This window comes from Sphingomonas crusticola (assembly GCF_003391115.1).
GTDB classification, from domain to species: domain Bacteria; phylum Pseudomonadota; class Alphaproteobacteria; order Sphingomonadales; family Sphingomonadaceae; genus Sphingomonas_I; species Sphingomonas_I crusticola.
Genome location: NZ_QTJP01000001.1, coordinates 793,057 through 809,503 on the forward strand (window position 1 = coordinate 793,057; position 16,447 = coordinate 809,503).

Below are 16,447 nucleotides of genomic sequence, written 5' to 3' on the forward strand. Positions count from 1 at the left end.
GCATTCCGCGCCTTGCGATGGCGCAAGCTTTAGCTGCGTGTCAGTTCATGCTCGATGCGGCGATCGGGGATCAGCCAGGCGATGGCGATGCCGACGTAAATCAGGCCGGCGATCCACGGCGCAGCGAACGCAAGCAACATCGCAGAAAAATAGGCGGCCAGGCTGAGCTTGCCCTTCAGATCCGAGCCGACCGCGCGACCGACTGCAGATTGCGCGCCGTTGACGGCAATGATCCGCGATTGCGTCCACAAATAGCCGATTGCGGTCATGCCGAAGACCAGCCCGAACGCCGCGGTCGGCATCGCCGCGAAGCTGGTCTCATCGAGCCAGCGTATTACCCACGGCGCCAGGCTCATCCAGAACAGCATGAACATGTTAGCCCACAGCACGCTGCCGTCGATGCGGTCGGTCGCGTGAAGCAGGTGGTGATGGTTGTTCCAGTAGATGCCGACATTCACGAAGCTGAGCACATAAGCGAGCAGGATCGGCGCCTCTGCGCGGAGCGACGCCAGATCGGCGTGGCGCGGCACCGGCAGCTCCAGCACCGTGATCGTAATGATGATCGCGATCACGCCATCGGTAAACGCCTCCAGCCGGTTAGCTTTCATGCGCTCAGCCCGCTGTCCAGCCCTTGGCTTCCACCACCTCGGCCCGATGTGTGCGCCGGTCGTAAAGGCACAGCATCGTTCCCCACGCGCGCTTCATAAAGCGCTGCTTGTACATGCCTCGAACCAGCATGGCGTCGCGCCCCACCTGATCGCTGAAGTTGAGCGGCGCCGATACGGTCGGCCGGGCCAGGTTCGCAGCGGCGATACAGGCCGCACGGCCGGCCTTGGCCGAAGCGGCCCAGGCAGCGTCGGTCGAAGCGTGCGCCGACATCGGGATGGCAAACAGCAGCGATCCTGTGGCCATTCCCGCCAAACGCACCGATCGATTGAACATGCAACTTCCTTCTCGTTGAGCTCAGTAGAGCAGGTAAGGCTGCCGCTCGACGCGCCAGGCTTCTTCGTCAGGCTCGGCAATGGCGTCCAGGTCGCCGGGCGCGGCGGCTGGATCGTCCACCCATTCACGCAAGCCGGGACCGCCGTTGATCACATCGATCGGCAATTTGCCGAAAGCATATTCGTAGGGAAAGTCGCGCCATAATTCATAGGCCGGATACAGGCCCCTGATTGCCTTGAAGGCGAGCGCCTGCAGCCGCCACGGACGAAAGGCCTCGTGATCGTACCAGCGGCCCTCGGCGTGAATATGCACACCCGAGCAGAGCCGGTGAACATGTTTATGGAAGGTCGGCTCGAACGTGATCTCACGCAACGCGCAGCCCGCCAGCCAGTCGGGCGCGAGACGGCGCATTTCCGCGATCACGTCCCGCGCGACGATGTCCGGCGCACCGAACAATTCCAGTGGACGGGTCGTACCGCGACCTTCCGACAAGGTGGTGCCCTCAAGCATAACGGTGCCGGGATATGCGCGCGCCATCCACAGATTGGCTGCGTTGGGACTTGGGTTGATCCAGGGTCTCTCCCCCAGCGGCCAGCCGTGACCGGGTGCGGTATCGGGATCGTAGCCGGCCATCGCGATGACGCGATAAGCTACATCCAGCCGGCCGCGATCGATGAACCAGCGGCCAAGTTCGCCCAGCGTAAGCCCATGGCGCATCGGCATGGGGCCGGCGCCGACAAAGCTTTCCCAACCGGGCAGTAGCGTCAGTCCCTCGACAGGCCGACCGGCAGGGTTAGGCCGATCGAGCACCCACACGTCCTTGCCATGTCGGGCCGCAGCCTCGAGCACGTAGAGCAAGGTCGTGATAAAGGTGTAGATGCGGCAGCCGACGTCCTGCAGGTCGACAAGGAGCACGTCGAACGTTCCCATCGCCTGCCCGGTCGGTCGGCGCACTTCACCGTAAAGGCTGAACACCGGCATGCCGTGCACCGGATCGGTGAAGTCGGGCGACTCCTCCATATTGTCCTGCTTGTCGCCGCGCAGGCCATGTTGTGGGCCGAACGCTGCGGTGACGTTCACGCCGGCGGCGATCAGCGCGTCCAGCGAGTGGGCGAGGTCGGCGGTGACGGAAGCGGGATGGGCGAGCAGGGCGACGCGCTGTCCCTTGAGCTGGGCGAGGAGAGAAGGGTCGGCGAGCAGCCGATCGATACCGAAGTCCATAATCTCAGCCTGCTGGCGGCAGTTCGGCGGCGAAGCAAGCGGCGTTATGGAAATCCGGCGGCCCGGGCGAATGCGCCAGCGCCCAGAAGGACCTTTTGCCCTCTATATCTTCGATCACTGCCGACAGGCCGAGCGAGCCGCTTACGTCGAGTGGCAGCTCTACCCTCACAGCGAGTTCCGCGCGCTCCCCTTCCAGTTTCCAACTAACCAGCGGAGTTGGCATGCGCAGATCCTGCATTCCCGTCCGATAGCTATCGAAGCGATAGGCTGCCCATTGAGACGAGGGAGAGAAGTTCAGCTCGTAATAGCCGCTTCCCGCCGCGAGGAAGGCCTCCACGCAGCTATGCTTCCACAGCTCGTCGGTGCGTAGAGATGGCCGGGCTGGTGGGAAGATCACACGATTGAGGGCACCAAAAAGATGGTAGGTCAGCAGCAGCGGGCCAGATGCGTCGCGCAGGACGGCGATCTCAATACTCTCCACGGGGGAGCGGCTATCGGGATGCAGACTTAGCGAACATTTCAGCATGGGAACGCCTTAGCGCGATGTCGGCAGTCATTGCGAGGAGCGTAGCGACGAAGCAATCCAGCTCCCTAGCTTGCGGATCCGATAGCTTCGCCACGCTTGCAAAGGCGGCGGAGTTCAGCCTCGCATCCACACCCGACTATGCTAAGCGCCATCATCATGAGCGAATACCAGTCCACTCTCCTTCGCGTATTGTCCGAACGCGGTTATATCCACCAGGTGACCGATGCGGCGGCGCTCGATGCGCTCGCAGCGAAGCAGATCGTCCCCGCTTATATCGGCTTCGATGCGACCGCGCTCTCGCTCCATGTCGGCTCGATGGTGCAGATCATGATGCTACGGCGCCTGCAGCAGGCCGGCCACAAGCCAATCGTGGTGATGGGCGGCGGCACCACCAAGGTCGGCGATCCGTCGGGCAAGGACGAGAGCCGGCGGCTGCTCACCGACGATGCGATCGCCGGCAATATCGCCTCGATCCGGCGCGTGTTCGAACGCTTCCTCAAATTCGGCGATGGCCCAACCGATGCCATCCTCGTCGACAATGCCGAGTGGCTCGATGCCCTGGAATATATCCCGTTCCTGCGCGACGTGGGCCAGCATTTCACGATCAACCGCATGCTCGCCTTCGACAGCGTCAAGCTGCGGCTCGAGCGCGAACAGCCGCTGACCTTCCTCGAATTCAACTACATGATCCTGCAGGCCTATGATTTCCTGGAGCTTTCGCGCCGCGTGTCGTGCCGCCTGCAGATGGGTGGATCGGACCAATGGGGCAATATCGTCAACGGCATTGAGCTTGGCCGTCGCATCGATGGGGCCGAGCTTTACGGCCTCACCACGCCGCTGATCACGACCGCCGACGGCGCCAAGATGGGCAAGACCGCCGCAGGTGCGGTATGGCTGAACGAGGATCAACTGCCGGCGTACGATTATTGGCAATTCTGGCGGAACACGCACGATGGCGATGTCGGCAAATTCCTGCGCCTTTTCACCGACCTCCCGCTCGACGAAATTGCCCGATTGGAAAAACTCCAGGGCGCGGAGATCAATCATGCCAAGATTGTGCTGGCAACCGAGGCGACCAGGCTCTGCCGTGGCGGGGAAGCCGCCGTGCAGGCCCAGACCACTGCCCAGGAGACATTCGCACAAGGCGGCGCCGGACATGGCCTGCCGACCCTGAAGGTGACCGAAGGCAGCATCGGCATCATTACCGCACTGACTGTGCTCGGCTTTGCCGCTTCCAACGGTGAGGCGCGGCGTAAGATCGCCGAGGGTGCGGTGCGGCTCAACGACGTCACTGTCACCGACGAGCGTTATGAGATCGTTCTGGATGAAAACGGACCAGTCAAATTGAGCCTTGGCAAGAAGCGTCATGGCCTGCTGCAACGGAGCTGAGCCTCGGCGGCGTGAGCAGACATCCGCTTCCAGCCGCAGCGGGCAGCCGTGATTTAAAACCAATCTACGCCGGTTTGGGTGATTCTAACTTGCATTGAAATCAGCGGCGTACCAGCAAGCGGCCATGAGCGAGCTTGGTTACGAAAAGTCCTATCCCAATGCCACCTACGCCCCGTGGCTGGTGGATCCGGATTTCCAGACGACGCTGGCGCAGGTCGCCCATAATACCATGGTCGATCACCTCCGCTGCTTTGAATTATGGCAGCTGGTTGAGCAGGCAACGAAGCTTCCCGGCGACATCATTGAGGTCGGCGTTTGGCGCGGCGGCACCGGCTGCTTGATGGCGCGCCGCGCGCAACTGTTGGGATCGCCCGCGAAGGTTTTTCTGTGCGACACGTTCGCCGGGGTCGTGAAGGCTGGCGGCAAGGACAGCATCTATGTCGGCGGCGAGCATGCCGACACGTCGGCCGAAATCGTTCAGGGCCTCGCCAATATGATGGGCCTTGCCAACGTCGAACTTCTTACGGGCATTTTTCCCGACGACACTGCCGGCCGCGTGGCGGATCGGCAATTCTCGCTGTGCCATATCGACGTTGACGTCTATGATTCCGCGCGTGACGTGCTCGAGTGGGTTTGGCCGCGGATGCCGGTCGGCGGGATCGTCGTTTATGACGATTACGGCTTCGATACATGTAGTGGCATCACCCGGCTGGTGAATGAACGGATGGCGCAGCCCGGAACCGTTGCTCTGCACAATCTCAACGGTCATGCCGTCATCGTGAAGACCGCGGAGGTCGCAAAGCCCTGGTGGAAGCGCTTGCTGGCCTAATTCAAGGCTTGGGGCTGTCCGCCGGGGTTGCCAGCGCGCGCTCAGCGCGGCCGCCAGGAGTAAGCGTTCCGACGCCCGGATTTAGGCGGATGAGGTTGATGATATAGGATCGCGGGCGCGTCATCAGCCGCGGTTCGCCGTCATCGACACGCATGCCCAGCGTGCGGGCAACATCGCCGACGAAGAAGACGCAATTGCGTGTCTTCAAATCGTAGGACGGCTGGGGCAGGTCGCGCCATTTCTGCACAGTCGCCAGCACGGCCGAATATTGTTCGTCGGTGAGTGTCAGCGAAAGGTGGGAGTCGCTGCGCGCGACATACGGCTTTGGCGCCGCCATCATCTTTCCCGGCACCGCCCCAACCAGCAAAGCCGGCGTCACAACCTTGGCCGTGAAACCGTAATTGTCGTCGAGCAGCTTCTGGGGCTCGGCGTCGGTCGCGCCGGTGATCCGCACGAAGGCATGGGGGAAATAGACGCCGAGTTCGCGCGAATAAAAGGTGAGCGTGACCTTGGCGGATACAGCCGCCGGCCAGAGAAGTAGCAGGAGCGTAAACGCGATCTTTCCCAGCATGCCAGCGACCTAGAGTGAAATTGGCCCGGGTGGAATTGCCCAGAAGGATCACCCTGACCGGATCAGTGCGACCGCCGCATCGCGCTCGAACAGATAGAGCGCGGTTCGGGCCGCCTGCCCGCGCGGGCCTGCCAGCCCGCCGTCGCGGTCGACCAGCAGCCGCGCATCCTGCGTGGCACTCTCGATAAGCGCCGCGCTATGCTCCGGCGTGGCGAGCTTGAACGCCGCCTCGCCGGACTGGCGCGTACCCAATATTTCGCCGGCACCACGCAGACGCAAATCTTCCTCGGCGATACGGAAGCCGTCATTGGTTTCCCGCAGCAGCGCCAGCCGTGCGCGCGCGGTTTCGCTCAGCCCGCCGGCGGTGCGCAGCAACAGACAAATCGAGCGCCCCTCCCCGCGCCCGACCCGCCCACGCAGCTGATGCAGCTGGGCGAGGCCGAAGCGGTCGGCATGCTCGATCACCATCAAGGTCGCATTCGGCACATCGACGCCGACCTCAATAACGGTAGTCGCCACCAGCAGGCCGAGTTCGCCGCGCTGGAAGGCCGCCATCACGGCATCCTTTTCCGGTCCCTTCATGCGTCCGTGAATCAGTCCGACCCCGCCGCCGAACCGTGAGCTCAACGCCGCCGCGCGACTTTCGGCGGCGGCAAGGTCGCTGACCTCGCTATCCTCGACCAGCGGGCAGACCCAATAGGCCTGCTGGCCGGCAGCGAGATGCCGCGCGACCCCGTCCACCACCTCGATCAGCCGGTCGTCGGATATGACGCGCGTCTCGATCGGCTGGCGGCCGGGGGGCATTTCGTCCAGCTGGCTAGCATCCATCTCGCCATATTGGCTGAGCGTGAGCGTGCGCGGGATCGGCGTCGCGGTCATCGCCAGCAGGTGCGGCGGCCGTTCAGCTTTCTGCGTCAACAGCATGCGCTGGGCGACGCCGAAGCGATGCTGCTCATCGACGACCGCGAGGCCGAGCTTCTTGTAGCTCACGCTTTCCTGGAAAATGGCGTGGGTGCCGACGAGGATGTGGATCGATCCGTCGGCAAGCCCCATGAGCGTCGATTCGCGGGTGCGCCCTTTGTCACGCCCGGTAAGAACGGCCACATTGACCGGCACCCCCGCAAGCAGGCGCGACAGATTGTCATAATGCTGCCGTGCGAGGATTTCGGTCGGCGCGAGCAAGGCTCCCTGCGCGCCGGCCTCCACCGCGATCAGCAAAGCCATCAGCGCGACGAGGGTCTTGCCCGCGCCGACGTCGCCCTGCAGCAGGCGCAGCATCGGCGCCGACTGCGCCATATCGCCCTCAATTTCGGCGACGGTGCGCGTCTGGGCGCCGGTGGGCCTGTAAGGGAGCTTCAGGGCAGCGCGCAGGCGCCCGTCGCCCTGAAGCGGGAGCCCGCGCCTTGCGCGCGAAGATGCCCGCACCAGCATCAGCGCAAGCTGGTTTGCGAACAATTCGTCATAGGCCAGCCGCTCCCGCGCCTTGCCGTCGGCCGGATCGGCATGAATGCGGGCGATCGCCTCCGCCCAGCTCGGCCAGCCATGTTTGGCGAGCAGGCTCGGCTCGATCCATTCGGGAAGCACCGGCGCGCGGGCAACCGCCTGCGCCACCAAAGCGGCGAGCCGCTTGTTGGTGAGACCTTCCGACAGCGCGTAGACTGCCTCGCGCGCCGGCAGCCCTTTGGCTTCCTCGGCGGTCATCACCTCGGGATGGACGATCTGCAGCCATTGATCGTAGCGATCGAGCTTGCCGGAGATGGCGCGCGGCTCGCCGAGCGGGAGCAGTTTCGTGGCGTAGCCCGAGCCGCTGCCGAAGAAGACCAGGCTGACCGCATTGCCGGCCGGGTCGAGTGCCACGACGCGGGATGGCGCGCGCGGGCTGCCGCCCATGCGATATTCGCTAGGCGTGAGCGTGACGGTGACGATCTGGCCGACATCGCCTTCATCCAGTTCATTGACCGCCTTGCGATCAACCCACCCCGTTGGCAGGTGGAACAGCAAATCGATCGCGCGTGCCAGGCCGAGCCGCGCCAGCGGTTTGGCGAGCGTGGGCCCGACGCCTTTCAGCGCCTCGACTTCGGTGAACAGCGGATTGAGAATATCTGGGCGCATGATTAGATAAGGCCCAATAGCCCCCCTTCACCGGCGCCGCAAAGCGGCAGCCGGCATTTCCATTTGGAGCTCCATGGACCGCGACATCCGCCTCAAACGCCTGCGCTTCCGCGCCTGGCATCGCGGCACCAAGGAAGCTGATCTGATGGTCGGCGGCTTCTTCGACACCTGCGCCGACAGCTGGTCCGACGCCGAGATCGCTTGGTTCGAAGCGCTGATGGACGAGGAAGATGTCGACATCATGGGCTGGGCGATCGGCACGATCCCTATCCCCAATAACTGGCATGGGCCGATGATGGAGCGGATGCGGCTGCTCGACTATATTCCGATCGAGAAGTAAGTGGCTGATCTTCAACATATTCTGAAAGCTAGTGAGGCGCTGACGCTGGCGGGTGCGCCTGCTGGTTTCCTGCCGTGGATGATGGCGGATCTCGCGCGCGCCGCGAAAGGCCGGGCCGTATTCGTGGCGCCTGACGAGGCCGCCATGCGCGCGCTCGCCGACAATGCCCGTTATTTTGCGCCCGAGCTGGATGTCGTGACTTTCCCCGCGTGGGATTGCCTGCCTTATGACCGCGCCTCCCCCTCGCTGCGCGCCACGTCCGAACGCCTCGCGGGGCTGCACGCCCTCCAGCGCAAGACCGACAAGCCGCAGTTGCTCGTCACGACTGTGAACGCCGCGACGCAACGCACGCTCACGCCCTTCCGCCTGCGTCAGCTGTCGGCGACCCTCGCGCCGGGTGAGCGCATCGATCGCGATGCCTTGGCCGAACTGCTCCAGGCCAATGGCTACCAGCGTACCGACACTGTCCACGAAGCCGGCGAATATGCCGTGCGCGGCGGGCTGGTCGACCTTTTCCCCGCCGGAGAAGCGCTGGCGCTTCGCCTCGATTTCTTCGGTGACGAGATCGAAACGGTTCGCCAATTCGCCGCCGAGGATCAGCGGACGATCGCGTCGATCGACGGCTTCACCCTGCTGCCCGCGTCCGAAGCCTTGCTCGACGCCGAAGGTATCAAGCGCTTTCGGTCGCGTTATCGTGAGAAGTTCGGCGCTACCGCTACCAGCGACCCGCTCTACCAGGCCTTGTCCGAAGGGCGCCGGTTGGCCGGCATGGAGCATTGGCTGCCGCTGATTGAGGAACGGCTGTCTACGCTGTTTGATCACCTCTCGCCGGATGATCTCATCGTTCGCGACAGCGGCGCCGATGGCGCGGCCATGGCCCGGTTCGACGCGATTGCCGACTATTACGATAATCGGGTGCGTGCCCGCGCCAGCGACCCCGGCAGCTATCGCCCGATCGAGCCCGAAGCGCTGTATCTCCCGCGCGAGCAATGGGCCGAAACCCTTGTCGATCGCCCGATCCATCTCACGACGCCCTATCACGAGCCGGAAAGCGCGCGAGTGATCGACTTCGGTGTGGATGGTCCGCGCGATTTCACGCCCGAGCGTACCCAGAACGCCAACGTCTATGAGGCGGTCGTCGCGCATATTCGCGACCTTGCCCGATCAAAGCGCAAGATCGTACTGGCCAGCTATTCGGTCGGTGCGCGCGAGCGGCTGAAAGGGCTGCTCGGCGACCATGGCCTCGATGCGGCGATGCTGGCGGATGACTGGCAGGATGCGCTCGGCAGCGCCTTCCGCCCCGGCACCACGGCACTTACCGTACTGCCGCTCGACCATGGCTTCACCACCCCTCAAGTGGCGCTGCTGACTGAGCAGGACATGCTGGGCGACCGCCTGATCCGTCGTGCCAAGCGCCGCAAATCCGCCGACGCCTTCCTCGCCGAATTGGCGACGCTCTCGCCGGGTGACCTGGTGGTCCATGCCGATCATGGCATCGGTCGCTATGACGGGCTGACTCAAATCCCGGTCAGCAAGGTGCCGCACGATTGCGTTGCCTTGTCCTATTCCGGTGGCGACAAGCTCTACGTTCCGGTCGAGAATCTGGAAGTCCTGAGCCGCTACGGCAGCGAAGACGGCGCGAGCCTCGACAAGCTCGGCGGAGTCGCCTGGCAGACGCGCAAGGCACGGATGAAGGAGCGCATCCGCGAGATTGCAGGCGAACTCATTGCCACCGCCGCGCAGCGCGCCTTGCGCGCCGCCGATGTCGCGCAGACCGATGCCGCCTACAGCGCCTTCGTCGATCGCTTTCCGTACGAAGAGACGGATGACCAGGATCGCGCCATCGACGATACGCTGGGCGATCTGTCGGCGGGCAAGCCGATGGACCGTTTGATCGTCGGCGATGTCGGTTTCGGCAAGACCGAGGTGGCGCTGCGCGCCGCCTTCGTTGCGGCGATGGCCGGGATGCAAGTTGCGCTGGTCTGTCCGACAACCCTGCTCGCGCGCCAGCATTATACCAATTTTGTAGAGCGAATGCGCGGCTTCCCGATTGAAGTCGGCCGCCTATCCAGATTCGTTCCAGCCGCCGAGGCCAAACGAACCAGAGAGGGTTTGGCCGATGGCAAGATCGATATCGTGATCGGCACCCATGCGGTGCTCGCCAAAGGCGTCGAATTCAAGCGGCTCGGCCTAGTCATCGTCGACGAGGAACAGCGCTTTGGCGTCACCCACAAGGAACGGCTCAAGGGCATGAAGGCGGACGTCCACGTTCTCACCCTCACCGCCACGCCGATCCCGCGCACCTTGCAGATGGCGATGTCCGGCCTGCGCGAATTGTCGGTCCTGCAAACGCCGCCGGTCGATCGTTTGGCGGTACGCACCTATATCGCGCCGTGGGATCCGGTCGTGCTGCGCGAGGCATTGCTGCGCGAACATTATCGCGGCGGGCGCAGCTTCTTCGTGGCACCGCGCATCAAGGATCTGCCCGACATCGAGGAATTCCTGCGCAAGGAGGTACCCGAAGTCCGCTACGTCGTCGCCCACGGCCAGATGGCCGCGACCCAGGTCGAAGAGCGCATGAGCGACTTTTACGAGGGCAAGTTTGACGTGCTCGTCTCTACGACCATCGTCGAAAGCGGGCTCGACATCCCCAGCGCCAATACGTTGATCATCCACCGCGCCGATCGCTTCGGGCTGGCGCAGCTCTACCAGCTGCGCGGTCGCGTCGGACGCGCCAAGACGCGGGCTTATGCCTATCTCACCACCCCGCCCAACCGCCAGATCACCGAGACGGCGGAGAAGCGCCTGCACATCCTGCAGAATCTCGATACATTGGGTGCGGGCTTCCAGCTTGCCAGCCACGATCTCGACATTCGCGGCGCCGGCAATCTGCTCGGTGACGAGCAGTCCGGCCATATCAAGGAAGTCGGCTTCGAGCTCTACCAGTCGATGCTGGAGGACGCGATCCTGGAGGCCAAGGCGGGCGGGATGGCGCAGGCCATGCGCAGCCGCGAATTCTCCCCCCAGATCAGCGTCGATGCGCCGATCATGATCCCCGAGGATTATGTGCCCGACCTCGATCTGCGGATGGGCCTCTACCGCCGCATGAACGAGATCGAGGACAAGGGCGGGATCGAAAGCTTCGCCGCGGAGATGATCGACCGCTTCGGGCCGCTGCCCGAGGCAACCGCAAACCTGCTGTCGATCCTCGAGACCAAGCTCAACGCGAAAAAGGCCCGCGTCGCCAAGCTCGACGTCGGGCCGAAGGGGGCGCTCGTCACCTTCTTCGAAAACCAGTTCCCCGATCTGCCGGGGCTCCTGGCCTACGTCGATCGGCTGAAGGGTACCGCCAAGCTGCGGCCGGACAGCAAGCTCGTCATCACGCGCAACTGGCCCGACACTGCCGCGCAGCTTCATGGCGCCTTGCAACTGTCCAAGGGACTGGCGAAGATACTGGCATGATGCATCGGCGTTTGCTCCCCTTCGCTTTCCTCCTGGCAGGAGCGGCGGCGGCGAAGCCGATGGCCTGGTCCGATCTGCTTTCGCGGCCACAGCCGAAGGCTGATGCCACCATCGCTTATGGCGCGGACCCGCTCCAGCATGTCGATCTATGGCTGCCGAAGGGCCGGGGCGTGCATCCGGTGGTGCTGATGGTCCATGGCGGCTGCTGGCAGACCGAGGTGGCCAAGGCGGATATCATGAACTGGATCGCGGACGATCTGCGCACGCGCGGGATCGCCGTCTGGAATATCGAATATCGCGGTGTCGACCGCCCCGGCGGCGGCTATCCAGGCACGTTCCTGGACGTCGCGCGGGCGGCGGATGCGCTTACGGCGCATGCCGCAACCTATCGTCTCAGGATGCGCAACATCGTCGTCATCGGCCATTCCGCCGGTGGCCATCTTGCCCTGTGGCTGGGCGCGAGACGATCGCTTCCCAAATCGACCCAGCTTTACGCCGCCCGCCCGATAAGGCTGGCAGCCGCTATCAGCCTCGGCGGCCTGCCCGATCTCGAAGCGGCGACCATTGCGCCGGGAAATACGTGCGATACCGAACCCGTGCTCAAGCTGGCCGGCCAACCCACGCCGGCGCGGCCGGATGTCTTTGCCGACACGTCGCCCGCACGCCTGCCCGATCCGGCCATCCCAATCACACTCATCAACGGCACGCTGGATCGCATCGCTCCACCTGCCTTCGCCGCCGCATATGCAGCGAAGAGGAAGGCGGCTCGCATCACTATTGCCAATGAAGGCCATGTCGAATTGATCAGCCCGGAAACCAAGAGTTGGGCGGCGGCGGTTAAGCGGATTGAGGCGGGCTTCGCCGACCACAGTCGCTGACCATTATGTCTGGGGTCAGCGGTGCGAACGGCTGACCAAACCCATTGCAAGTAAGCGGCGGCTGACGAATGGCAGGCAATAACCCTTATTATAGCGGGCCGGTGTCCGACCATTTCGATGGCGTTCGCTTCTTCAATCCGGATCACCCCAACACCGATCGTTCGCTGAGCGATGTGTTGCGGTGGCGGTTCGGCGAGCAGCATGCCCGCTGGCCGTCTTCCGTTCCTGGTCGCCAGGCGACTCCCGATGCACGCATCGAGGGCTTACGCGTCACGATGGTCGGCCATGCAACCTTGCTGATCCAGGCGGCCGGCCTGAACGTGCTGACCGATCCTTTATGGTCCGATTGCGCCAGCCCGGTCGGCTTCGCGGGGCCGCGCCGGGTCACCCCTCCGGGAATCGCGTTCGACGATCTGCCGCCGATCGACGCCGTGCTGCTGTCGCATAACCATTATGACCATCTCGACATCGCGACCTTGCGGCGTCTTCACGAGGCGCACCGGCCGCTTATCGTCACACCTCTCGGGAATGATGCCATCGTCCGTCGCGCGCTGCCGGACGCACGAATGGCCGTGGGGGATTGGGGAGGCCGTGTCGCGCTGGAGCAGGAGGCGGAGGTGCACATCGTGCCCGCGCACCATTGGTCGGCACGCGGCGTCGGTGATCGCAGGATGGCGCTATGGGGCGGCTTCATGCTGCAGACCCCGGCCGGCCTGATCTACTTCGCCGGCGACACGGGCTATGGCAACGGCGCGATCTTCCGCTCGATGCGGGCGCGGTTCGGTCCCGTCGACGTCGCCTTGCTGCCGATCGGCGCCTATGCGCCGCGCTGGTTCATGGCGGCCCAGCACACTGATCCGCATGAAGCGGTGCGCATCATGGATGACCTCGACGCGCGGCACGCCATCGGCATCCACTGGGGAGACTTCCGGCTGACCGATGAGGAGCGCGAGGAACCGCTAACGCTGCTTCGTCAGGCGCTGGAACGGCGGGCGATTGATAAAGCGCGATTCCCTGCCGCCTCGGCAGGTGACGTCTTCAACTTTGGAAGCTCGTCCCCGCAAGATGGTCTATAGCTTCGCCCGCCGGGAGTCACGCTGTGCGCTTGCCAAACCTCGTACGGAAGCTCGGCGCGACCACCGCCAAACCGCGCGCCTGGGCGGTCGATGCCATGGCAAGGCGGCTCGGCCGACCCGAGGTAGTGTTCCTCGGTGATTCCATCACGCAATTCTGGCTTGATGCTGACCCAGCCTTGTTCTGGCCTCGACGGATCAACCTCGGTGTCTCCGGATTTACCAGCGCGGACATGCTGGATCGGTTTGAGCGCGATGTTGCTGCGTTGGCGCCGAAGGTGCTGCACGTCATGGGCGGTACCAACGATCTCTGGTACGGGGCACCCGGGCCTGGAGCATCAACCACTCTCGCCAACCTTATGCTGATAGCCGAACAAGCCCGAACCCTGGGAATGCGCGTGATCCTGGCCGCTCCGCCGCCCGTCGCACCAGCCGCCGAGCATCTGTTCGCTTTTCCGGAGTTGCTCCCGGTGCTGCGCGCGGAGCTTCTGCAATATTGCCGCTCAGCCGGCGTCATTCACATCGATTATGCGCAGTCGCTGCTCGACGACGCTGGCGTGCTGCGCCCCTCGTTCACGACCGATGGCGTGCATCTGACCAAGGCCGGTTACAAGGCGATGCGTGGCCAGTGCGAACGCATCGTGGGGATGGCGGTGCACGCACCACTGGGCACTTGATCCGCGCTGGTCGCTAATCGGTGGAGAGCGCGTCGATCAAGGCGGTTTGGAATCGCGCCGGCGCCTCGATCTGCGGCGCATGCCCTAAACCCTCGAGGCGGATCAGCCGCGCGCCCCTGATCGCCCGCGCGGCGCCTTCAGCCGCCTGCGGTACGGTGCGGATGTGCGGCCGTATATCAGGCGGTGCACTGGAGGCTCGAAACGCGGTCGTGTCAGCCTGACCGATAATCAAAGTCGTCGGTACTGCGATGCGCGACAGTTCCGCCGCGACCGGCTGCGTCTCGATCATGTCGGATAGACGCGCTTGTGCGTCGCGGACCACATCGCCATTCGGCCCGGCATATTGGCCCGCAAGCATCGCAACCCATCGATCATATTCGGGCCGCCACGCGCCGTGATAATAGGCCTTGAGCTGATAGGCTTTGATCGACGCCGCGTCCGTCATGGCCTCTTCTGCCCGAAGAGCACCAAGTTCGGTATAAGGCACCCCCTCCGCGAGCGGATCGCTCAGTCCCAGTGGGTTTACCAGCACGAGCGACGACAGATGCTCCGGAAACAGCAAGGCGAACCGCATCGCGATCAGGCCGCCAGTGCTGTGGCCGATCAGCACGGGCCGCTTGGCTCCGATATGATCGAGCAAATCGCGGGTCAGACTGGCCAGAGCGGCGACGCTATATTGATAGCCCGCGGGCTTGGATGATTTACAGAAGCCGATCTGGTCCGGCACGATCACCCGAAAGCCTCGCTGCGCCAACGCGCGGCTGGTTTCGCCCCATGTCGCGCCACAGAAATTCTTGCCGTGCAGCAGCACCACCACCCGGCCATTGGGTGCCGCTATCGGCGCGACATCCATATAAGCCACCCTGACCGATTGGCCCTGCGAACGCGTGTCGAACCACCGCACCGGATAGGGATAATCGAAGCGCTCGAGGTTCGTGCCGAGCGGCACGGTCTGCGCGAGGGCCGGCGTTTGGGCCAATCCGATCGACAACAGCACCGCGAGCGAGAGATACTTTTTCACGAACGAAAAACTATCGGCAGCTGCCGATTGATCCCTCACATCGATCCGGCTCGGCCGCGCGGACGCATGACGAGATAGAGCAGGCTGCTGCCGACCAGAACGCCCGCAAGCGCAATTATCTCGCTCCACTGCGCCAGCGCGACCAGTACGACCATGCACAGCATCCCAAACGCCGCGATGAACGGGATGCCGGGCAAGGCAAGCGGCTTGCCCAGGGTGGCAATGTTTCGCCGCTTCAGCACGACGGCAGAGGCGCAGGCGAGGAAATAGAGCGGCGCGATCGCAAGCGTCGAAAGGATGGCGAGCTTCTCGAACGTACCAGTGAGGGCGAGGCCCGCCGCCAGCAGGAAGTGGACGATGATCCCCCAATAAGGCGTCCGCCAGCGCGGATGGACCTTGCCGAGCACGGACGGCAGCATTCCGTCGCGCGCGAAGGCGAACAACACCCGCGGCGCCCCCAGAAAATCGCTGCCGAGCCAGATCAGCATCGAAAAGAATGCTCCGATCAGCAGTGGCGCGCGCCAGCGCGGATCGAGCGTGCCGAGTGCGTCTGCAAGGGGCGCTCCGGAGGTCATCAGCCCCGCCCCGAACAGAGCGTCCGCGATCAACTGGATGGCGATATAGAGGATTCCGATAGATCCCATAGCGAGCAGCAAGGCGCGCGGTACGGTGCGGGCGGGATCGCGCACCTCGCCGGAGGCGGCGAGCGGCGTCTCCATGCCCGTCAGCGCGAACATCGCCAGAATCGCGGCGCGCCCGAAATTGGCGTCGGGGGCGTGGGTGATCGGGGTCGCCGCGCTATGCCCCATTGCCAGCCCGATCCCGCCGACGACGAGGAACAGCAGCAGCGGTAGCACCTTGATGACGGTCGCCCACCCCAGCACCTTCGCGGCGAGGTCAACGCCGACGATGTTGATGCCAGCCATGATGCCGAGCACACCGATGATCAGGATCTGGCGAACACCCGGCTGCGCGAACAGTGGGAAAGCGGATCCCGCGGTGTCGGCCAATGCTGCCGCGACCCCGCCACAGGCGAGCACGCTCGACAGCCACAGCAGCACGCCCGCAACAAAGCCAGGCCCCTTTCCGAACGCCGCCTCGACATAACCATAAGGGCCGCCGCTGGTGGATATTCGGCTACCGGCTTCGGAAAAGCACAAGACGACCGCACCCATCGCGACGAGGCAGGCAAGATAGGCATAAGGCGCCGCAGTGCCGGCCGCCGTCGCCATCGATGCCGGCAACCGGTAGATCCCCGACCCGACCACCTCGTTGGTGATCGCGGCGGCAAAGGCGAAAACACCCATCGCGCGCACGAGGCCGTGATCGCGGCCTCGTTCTTCGGCGGCGAGTTCTGCGGTGGTCGCCATGCGTCTTTCCCCCTGTGACTCGCAAAGCTTGCCCGA

The 16,447-nt window shown here is 64.2% G+C and carries 15 protein-coding genes; 7 read left to right on the forward strand and 8 right to left on the reverse strand.

Annotated elements, in window-relative coordinates; all coding sequences use genetic code 11:
- Nucleotides 1–29: 29 nt before the first annotated feature.
- From DX905_RS03820 to DX905_RS03835, 4 genes are read right to left on the reverse strand one after another with little or no spacing between them, the layout of a single operon-like run.
- A complete protein-coding gene (locus tag DX905_RS03820) occupies nt 30–608 on the reverse strand; it encodes a TMEM175 family protein (protein ID WP_116090174.1) in 579 nt (192 codons plus the stop codon).
- Nucleotides 609–612: 4 nt separating this feature from the next.
- Complete coding sequence (locus DX905_RS03825) at nt 613–942, reverse strand: hypothetical protein (protein WP_205412186.1); 330 nt, start codon at nt 940–942, stop codon at nt 613–615.
- 21 nt (nt 943–963) lie between these two features.
- Entirely contained in the window at nt 964–2,163 is a 1,200-nt protein-coding gene (locus DX905_RS03830) for an exo-beta-N-acetylmuramidase NamZ family protein (protein WP_116090176.1), read from the reverse strand.
- A gap of 4 nt (nt 2,164–2,167) precedes the next feature.
- Entirely contained in the window at nt 2,168–2,689 is a 522-nt protein-coding gene (locus DX905_RS03835; RefSeq protein WP_240320709.1) for a DOMON-like domain-containing protein, read from the reverse strand.
- Between the two features lie 156 nt (nt 2,690–2,845).
- Here DX905_RS03835 and tyrS point away from each other — a divergent pair, with 156 nt between their 5' ends.
- Together tyrS and DX905_RS03845 are read left to right on the forward strand one after the other, a co-directional pair.
- The gene (gene tyrS / locus DX905_RS03840) at nt 2,846–4,078 is read left to right on the forward strand and encodes a tyrosine--tRNA ligase (RefSeq protein WP_116092305.1); all 1,233 of its coding nucleotides are present in this window, start codon (nt 2,846–2,848) and stop codon (nt 4,076–4,078) included.
- A gap of 124 nt (nt 4,079–4,202) precedes the next feature.
- Nucleotides 4,203–4,907: a TylF/MycF/NovP-related O-methyltransferase gene (locus DX905_RS03845; protein ID WP_116090177.1), complete on the forward strand. Its 705-nt coding sequence runs from the start codon at nt 4,203–4,205 to the stop codon at nt 4,905–4,907.
- Between the two features lies 1 nt (nt 4,908).
- Here DX905_RS03845 and DX905_RS03850 read toward each other — a convergent pair whose 3' ends face one another.
- Both DX905_RS03850 and recG read right to left on the reverse strand, forming a co-directional pair.
- On the reverse strand, nt 4,909–5,478 hold the full coding sequence (locus DX905_RS03850; RefSeq protein WP_116090178.1) for a hypothetical protein: 570 nt from the start codon (nt 5,476–5,478) through the stop codon (nt 4,909–4,911).
- A gap of 48 nt (nt 5,479–5,526) precedes the next feature.
- The gene (gene recG, locus DX905_RS03855; RefSeq protein ID WP_116090179.1) at nt 5,527–7,590 is read right to left on the reverse strand and encodes an ATP-dependent DNA helicase RecG; all 2,064 of its coding nucleotides are present in this window, start codon (nt 7,588–7,590) and stop codon (nt 5,527–5,529) included.
- Between the two features lie 73 nt (nt 7,591–7,663).
- Here recG and DX905_RS03860 point away from each other — a divergent pair, with 73 nt between their 5' ends.
- The 5 genes from DX905_RS03860 (at nt 7,664) to DX905_RS03880 (ending at nt 14,020) form a co-directional block, all read left to right on the forward strand.
- On the forward strand, nt 7,664–7,930 hold the full coding sequence (locus DX905_RS03860) for an FAD assembly factor SdhE (protein ID WP_116090180.1): 267 nt from the start codon (nt 7,664–7,666) through the stop codon (nt 7,928–7,930).
- Entirely contained in the window at nt 7,931–11,392 is a 3,462-nt protein-coding gene (gene mfd / locus DX905_RS03865) for a transcription-repair coupling factor (protein ID WP_116090181.1), read from the forward strand. It abuts the gene before it with no gap.
- A complete protein-coding gene (locus DX905_RS03870) occupies nt 11,389–12,270 on the forward strand; it encodes an alpha/beta hydrolase (protein ID WP_240320710.1) in 882 nt (293 codons plus the stop codon). Before mfd ends, DX905_RS03870 begins: the two co-directional genes overlap by 4 nt.
- Nucleotides 12,271–12,338: 68 nt before the next feature.
- Nucleotides 12,339–13,346: an MBL fold metallo-hydrolase gene (locus tag DX905_RS03875; RefSeq protein ID WP_116090182.1), complete on the forward strand. Its 1,008-nt coding sequence runs from the start codon at nt 12,339–12,341 to the stop codon at nt 13,344–13,346.
- A 23-nt stretch (nt 13,347–13,369) separates the two neighbouring features.
- Nucleotides 13,370–14,020: a GDSL-type esterase/lipase family protein gene (locus tag DX905_RS03880; RefSeq protein ID WP_116090183.1), complete on the forward strand. Its 651-nt coding sequence runs from the start codon at nt 13,370–13,372 to the stop codon at nt 14,018–14,020.
- Nucleotides 14,021–14,033: 13 nt separating this feature from the next.
- On the opposite strand, the gene DX905_RS03885 is transcribed toward DX905_RS03880, so the two are convergent.
- On the reverse strand, nt 14,034–15,041 hold the full coding sequence (locus tag DX905_RS03885; RefSeq protein ID WP_116090184.1) for an alpha/beta fold hydrolase: 1,008 nt from the start codon (nt 15,039–15,041) through the stop codon (nt 14,034–14,036).
- 35 nt (nt 15,042–15,076) lie between these two features.
- Nucleotides 15,077–16,411, reverse strand: a complete 1,335-nt coding sequence (locus DX905_RS03890) for an APC family permease (RefSeq protein ID WP_116090185.1) — start codon at nt 16,409–16,411, stop codon at nt 15,077–15,079.
- Nucleotides 16,412–16,447: the final 36 nt, after the last annotated feature.

Bases quoted from the DNA above. Each gene is read 5' to 3' on its own strand.
- DX905_RS03890 (WP_116090185.1), bottom strand. From the start codon at position 16,411: ATGGCGACCACCGCAGAACTCGCCGCCGAAGAACGAGGCCGCGATCAC.
- DX905_RS03835 (WP_240320709.1), bottom strand. From the start codon at position 2,689: ATGCTGAAATGTTCGCTAAGTCTGCATCCCGATAGCCGCTCCCCCGTG.
- DX905_RS03875 (WP_116090182.1), top strand. From the start codon at position 12,339: ATGGCAGGCAATAACCCTTATTATAGCGGGCCGGTGTCCGACCATTTC.
- DX905_RS03820 (WP_116090174.1), bottom strand. From the start codon at position 608: ATGAAAGCTAACCGGCTGGAGGCGTTTACCGATGGCGTGATCGCGATC.
- DX905_RS03860 (WP_116090180.1), top strand. From the start codon at position 7,664: ATGGACCGCGACATCCGCCTCAAACGCCTGCGCTTCCGCGCCTGGCAT.
- DX905_RS03870 (WP_240320710.1), top strand. From the start codon at position 11,389: ATGATGCATCGGCGTTTGCTCCCCTTCGCTTTCCTCCTGGCAGGAGCG.
- DX905_RS03825 (WP_205412186.1), bottom strand. From the start codon at position 942: ATGTTCAATCGATCGGTGCGTTTGGCGGGAATGGCCACAGGATCGCTG.
- tyrS (WP_116092305.1), top strand. From the start codon at position 2,846: ATGAGCGAATACCAGTCCACTCTCCTTCGCGTATTGTCCGAACGCGGT.
- DX905_RS03830 (WP_116090176.1), bottom strand. From the start codon at position 2,163: ATGGACTTCGGTATCGATCGGCTGCTCGCCGACCCTTCTCTCCTCGCC.
- DX905_RS03845 (WP_116090177.1), top strand. From the start codon at position 4,203: ATGAGCGAGCTTGGTTACGAAAAGTCCTATCCCAATGCCACCTACGCC.
- recG (WP_116090179.1), bottom strand. From the start codon at position 7,590: ATGCGCCCAGATATTCTCAATCCGCTGTTCACCGAAGTCGAGGCGCTG.
- DX905_RS03850 (WP_116090178.1), bottom strand. From the start codon at position 5,478: ATGCTGGGAAAGATCGCGTTTACGCTCCTGCTACTTCTCTGGCCGGCG.